The organism is Streptococcus sp. NLN64, from assembly GCF_015831295.1.
Taxonomy (GTDB): Bacteria; Bacillota; Bacilli; order Lactobacillales; family Streptococcaceae; genus Streptococcus.
This window is the reverse complement of sequence record NZ_JADXDQ010000086.1, coordinates 1-4,287: the sequence shown is the minus strand read 5'-3', so window position 1 is coordinate 4,287 and position 4,287 is coordinate 1. Positions and strand designations below refer to the sequence as shown.

The following is a 4,287-nucleotide window of genomic DNA, read 5'->3' as shown; positions in this document are numbered from 1 at the left end:
CATCTTTATTTATAGAAAAGCTTGATCGTTCATAAAAATCATCAGAATTGCAATTGTTTATTGCTTGTTTCTGATGATTTTTTTGATAGTTACGCAAAGATATTCAGGGTATGAATAATTCGGGTTAAAGATTAACAACAAGCGATCCGCCTCCCCATCGTATTCCATATGGGCTCGCTCATTCTTATCCAGCGCATACTCCATCAATTCTGTATCCAGCTGATAGTCTTCCAACTCTTTTCGATTGAGAGGCCCTTTATCAGACCGAACTACAATCCAGCTATACTCCTGCTCTTTTCCAAACTGTTCTTCAATCATACAATCCCTACTTTTCCATACTCATATAATCCGCTATCTCAAAAAACCAACCTGTAACACTCATTGCATTTCAAATCTGAATGCGGTAATCCTCTTCGCCGAACTTATTGATAAGATTCAACAGGTATCCAGACCTGTTGAACTATCTTCATCAGATTGAAGGCAAGCGATGCTTGCTTTATTACCTATAAAAATATCACTCCAATTTCTGGATTAATATTCATTTCAGAATTCGAACTGTTTCGAGTATAAAATCATCGACCAACCTCCGAGAGCAGATTTTGAAATAGAATCCATAAACTTACTTCTAGTATAAGAAAAAAGAAAGTCCCTGTCTATGGCAATCCAAACACCATCGACCTACTCCAAAAAGTGACTGGAACAAAATGATACTCATTACATTTCAAAGTCTGAATGTGTTAATCCTCTTCGCCGAACTATAGTTCAGCCTTCATCAGATAGCCTTTTCAGATTTCGAACTGTTTCGAGTATTATCAAACTCCTCTGTTACTTCGTGAAATTTCTTTGACGCAAAAATCCCTGAGTTCAATTGAACTCAGGGACTACAACTTATTCAGGACGAGAAAGGCGCTCCACATCAGCTTTCAAATCTGCAATAAAGTCTGCGATAGACTTGGTTTCAGTTTGCTTGCTGCCGTAACGACGAACGTTAACCGATTTGTCTTCCATTTCTTTATCCCCAACAATCAATTGGTAAGGAACTTTTTGAGTTTGGCTTTGACGAATCTTGTATTGCATTTTCTCGTTACGCTCATCCACATGAACACGGAAGCCAAGATCTTTCAATTCTTTGGCTACTTCCCAGGCATAATCTGCATGGGCTTCATTTGAAATCGGGATAAGGGTTACTTGAGTGGGTGCCAACCAAGTTGGGAAGGCTCCTTTGTAAGTTTCAATCAAGTAAGCCACAAAACGTTCCATGGTGGAAACAATTCCACGGTGAATCATGACTGGACGGTGTTCTTCACCATCTGCTCCGATGTAAGTCAATTCAAAGCGTTCTGGCAAGAGGAAGTCTAGTTGGATAGTTGACAGTGTTTCCTCATTTCCCAAAGCAGTTTTAACTTGCACATCCAGTTTTGGACCATAGAATGCCGCTTCACCTTCTGCCTCAAAGTAGTCGAGTTCCAAGTCATCCATGGCTGCTTTCAACATGCGTTGAGCATTTTCCCACATTTCATCATTATCGTAGTATTTTTCCTTATCTTCAGGATCACGATAAGAAAGGCGGAAACGATAATCAGTAATATTGAAATCTTCGTATACACTGATCATCAACTCCAATACTTTCTTGAATTCTTCTTGAATCTGTTCTGGAGTTACAAAGAGGTGAGCATCATTCAAGGTCATTTCACGTACACGTTGAAGACCTGATAGTGCACCTGATTTCTCAAAACGGTGCATCATTCCCAACTCAGCAATACGAATTGGCAACTCACGGTAAGAATGCACATGGTTGCGATAAATTTGAATGTGGTGCGGACAGTTCATAGGACGTAGAACAAAGGACTCGCCATCACCCATATCCATCACTGGGAACATATCATCTTTATAGTGATCCCAGTGTCCAGAAATCTTATAGAGCTCAGAACTTGCTACTGGTGGTGTGTAAACATGATCGTAACCAGCCGCCACTTCACGGTCAATAATATAACGCTCCACTACGCGACGGATAGTTGCCCCATTTGGCAACCAGAATGGCAGACCTTGTCCCACTTCTTGACTAATCATGAAGAGATCCAATTCCTTACCAAGCTTACGGTGATCCCGCTCTTTGGCCTCTTCACGCATCTTGAGGTAAGCATCCTGCTCTTTTTTATTAAACCAAGCAGTACCATAAATCCGTTGCATCATTGGATTTTCGCTCTTACCACGCCAGTAAGCACCGGCTACATTCAACAAGTGGAACACTTGGATATGGCCAGTAGTTGGCACGTGAGGACCACGACAGAGATCCACATACTCACCTTGTTGGTAGATGGTCAAACCACCCTCATCATCCTTGTGCTCTTCAATCAATTCCAATTTATAAGGATCATTGTGGAAGATTTCTTTCGCTTCTTCCTTGGAAACTTCAGAACGCACACTTGGGAAATTTTCCTTGACGATTTTGTGCATTTCTTCTTCAATTTTGGCCAAATCTTCATTGGAAATTTGCCCCGCTTCGTTATCGGTATCATAGTAGAAACCGTCTTGGATCGCCGGACCGACCCCTAGGCGAATGTCTGGGAAATGACGCTTAGCCGCTTGGGCAAACAAGTGGGCTGCAGAGTGACGCAAAATGGGAAGAGCATCTTCGTGGTCAGGGGTCACAATTTCCAAATCTCCATCCTCGTGAATAGCACGAGTGGTATCAATCAACTTACCATTCAATTTACCGGCCAACGCTTTTTTAGCCAAGGACTTGCTGATGCCTTCTGCAATCTCAACAGTAGTAATACCATCCTGATACTCACGGACAGCACCATCAGGGAATGTAATTTTTACCATATTTCTACTCCTTTTAAATTTATTAGACCTACTCGAGCCAAACAAAAAAAGCGACCTCCTCTCAAAAAGGACGTCGCAACGTGGTTCCACCTTTGTTTATACCCAAAAATCCTGAGTACCTCATTCTTGGTTCTAACGTAACCACCGTTTTATGTTTGCATAAAATAGTACCGAGTAGTATCTTTTAACCCCTCTATGCACTTCCAGCAACCGTGCACTCTCTTAAAGAAGTTCCGTTAAAAGACGTGTCTCTATAAGCATTATACCAAACCCCTCGAAAAAAACAAGGAAAATCTAGCTTTTTCTCCGCCCTGTATCATTCGAAAGTGATAATGTCTTAAGTAAATCGAATATGAAAATGTCCTCTGTGTTACATTAGAAAGATGAGGAAAATAGTTTTAACAATGTCTGAAGATAAAAAATATCAAGTGATCAAGCAAGTAGCTGATGGAAACAAGAATAAAAAACGAGCAGCCGTAAAATTAGGAATATCCGTACGCCATGTAAATAGACTTCTTAAAGTCTATCACGAAAAAGGAAAGGCTGGCTTCGTACATGGAAACCGTTCTAAAAAACCAAAACATACCATCCCCATTGAACATCGAACTATTATCGTAGAAAGGTTCCTACAATTTTCTAACCTGAAGCCCAATATTGTCCATTTCTGTGAAATACTTGAAGAGGAATATGGCTTTTCTTACTCTGACACCACTGTTCGACACATTCTCTACAAAGCAGGACATCTCTCACCTAAAGCTCACCGAAAAACTCGAAGAAGATTCAAAGAAGAAATGAAAGAAAAGCAAAATACCAAAGACAAGAACTTAAATCAAATGACCCCACCTCCAATCGCTAGTGATTTGATAGAAGAACCAGGAAAACAACACCCCTCACGACCAAGAAGGAAATACAGAGGGGAACTTATTCAAATGGACGCCAGTCAGCTTGTCTGGTTTGGTGAAATCGAAACACATCTTCATGTAGCTGTCGACGATGCTTCTGGAGATATTGTAGGAGCCTACTTCGACTATCAAGAAACCCTAAAGGGCTACTTCAATGTCTTAAATCAGATTCTTGTCAAGCATGGCATTCCTATGGAGTTTCTTACTGACAGGCGAACGGTTTTTGAATATCAGAGTAAAAAGATGAAAAAAGCTGAAGAACACACTCTCACTCAATTTGGATTTGCTTGCCAACAGCTGGGCATCGACCTTGATACAACTTCAATCGCTGAGAAGAAGGGAAGGGTGGAAAGACTGAATCAAACATTACAATCTCGATTAGCTGTTGATCTTCAGAGAAAAGGCATTCAATCTCTGGAAGAGGCTAATACCCCAATTATTCATACCTAACTTAAAAACCTTCCAGAAACCGTATTGATCACAGGGTTTCTGGAAGGTTCTGCTTTTCACCCATTGGGTGAAACATTCGACTAGACAAAAAAGGATTTCCCCTTTA

2 protein-coding genes and 1 pseudogene are annotated in these 4,287 nt (G+C 40.8%); 1 reads left to right on the top strand and 2 read right to left on the bottom strand.

Annotation, left to right across the window (positions count from 1 at the left end; all coding sequences use genetic code 11):
• Nucleotides 1-57: 57 nt before the first annotated feature.
• A complete protein-coding gene (locus I2503_RS09030; protein WP_196967736.1) occupies nucleotides 58-318 on the bottom strand; it encodes a hypothetical protein in 261 nt (86 codons plus the stop codon).
• Nucleotides 319-888: 570 nt separating this feature from the next.
• Nucleotides 889-2,829 (bottom strand): threonine--tRNA ligase, encoded by a 1,941-nt coding sequence (gene thrS, locus I2503_RS09025; protein ID WP_196091189.1) that lies wholly within the window; start codon nucleotides 2,827-2,829, stop codon nucleotides 889-891.
• A 404-nt stretch (nucleotides 2,830-3,233) separates the two neighbouring features.
• Between thrS and I2503_RS09020 the strand changes: the two are divergent.
• Nucleotides 3,234-4,160 (top strand): annotated as a pseudogene (locus tag I2503_RS09020) (ISNCY family transposase); the annotation flags it as partial.
• Between the last annotated feature and the right edge of the window lie 127 nt (nucleotides 4,161-4,287).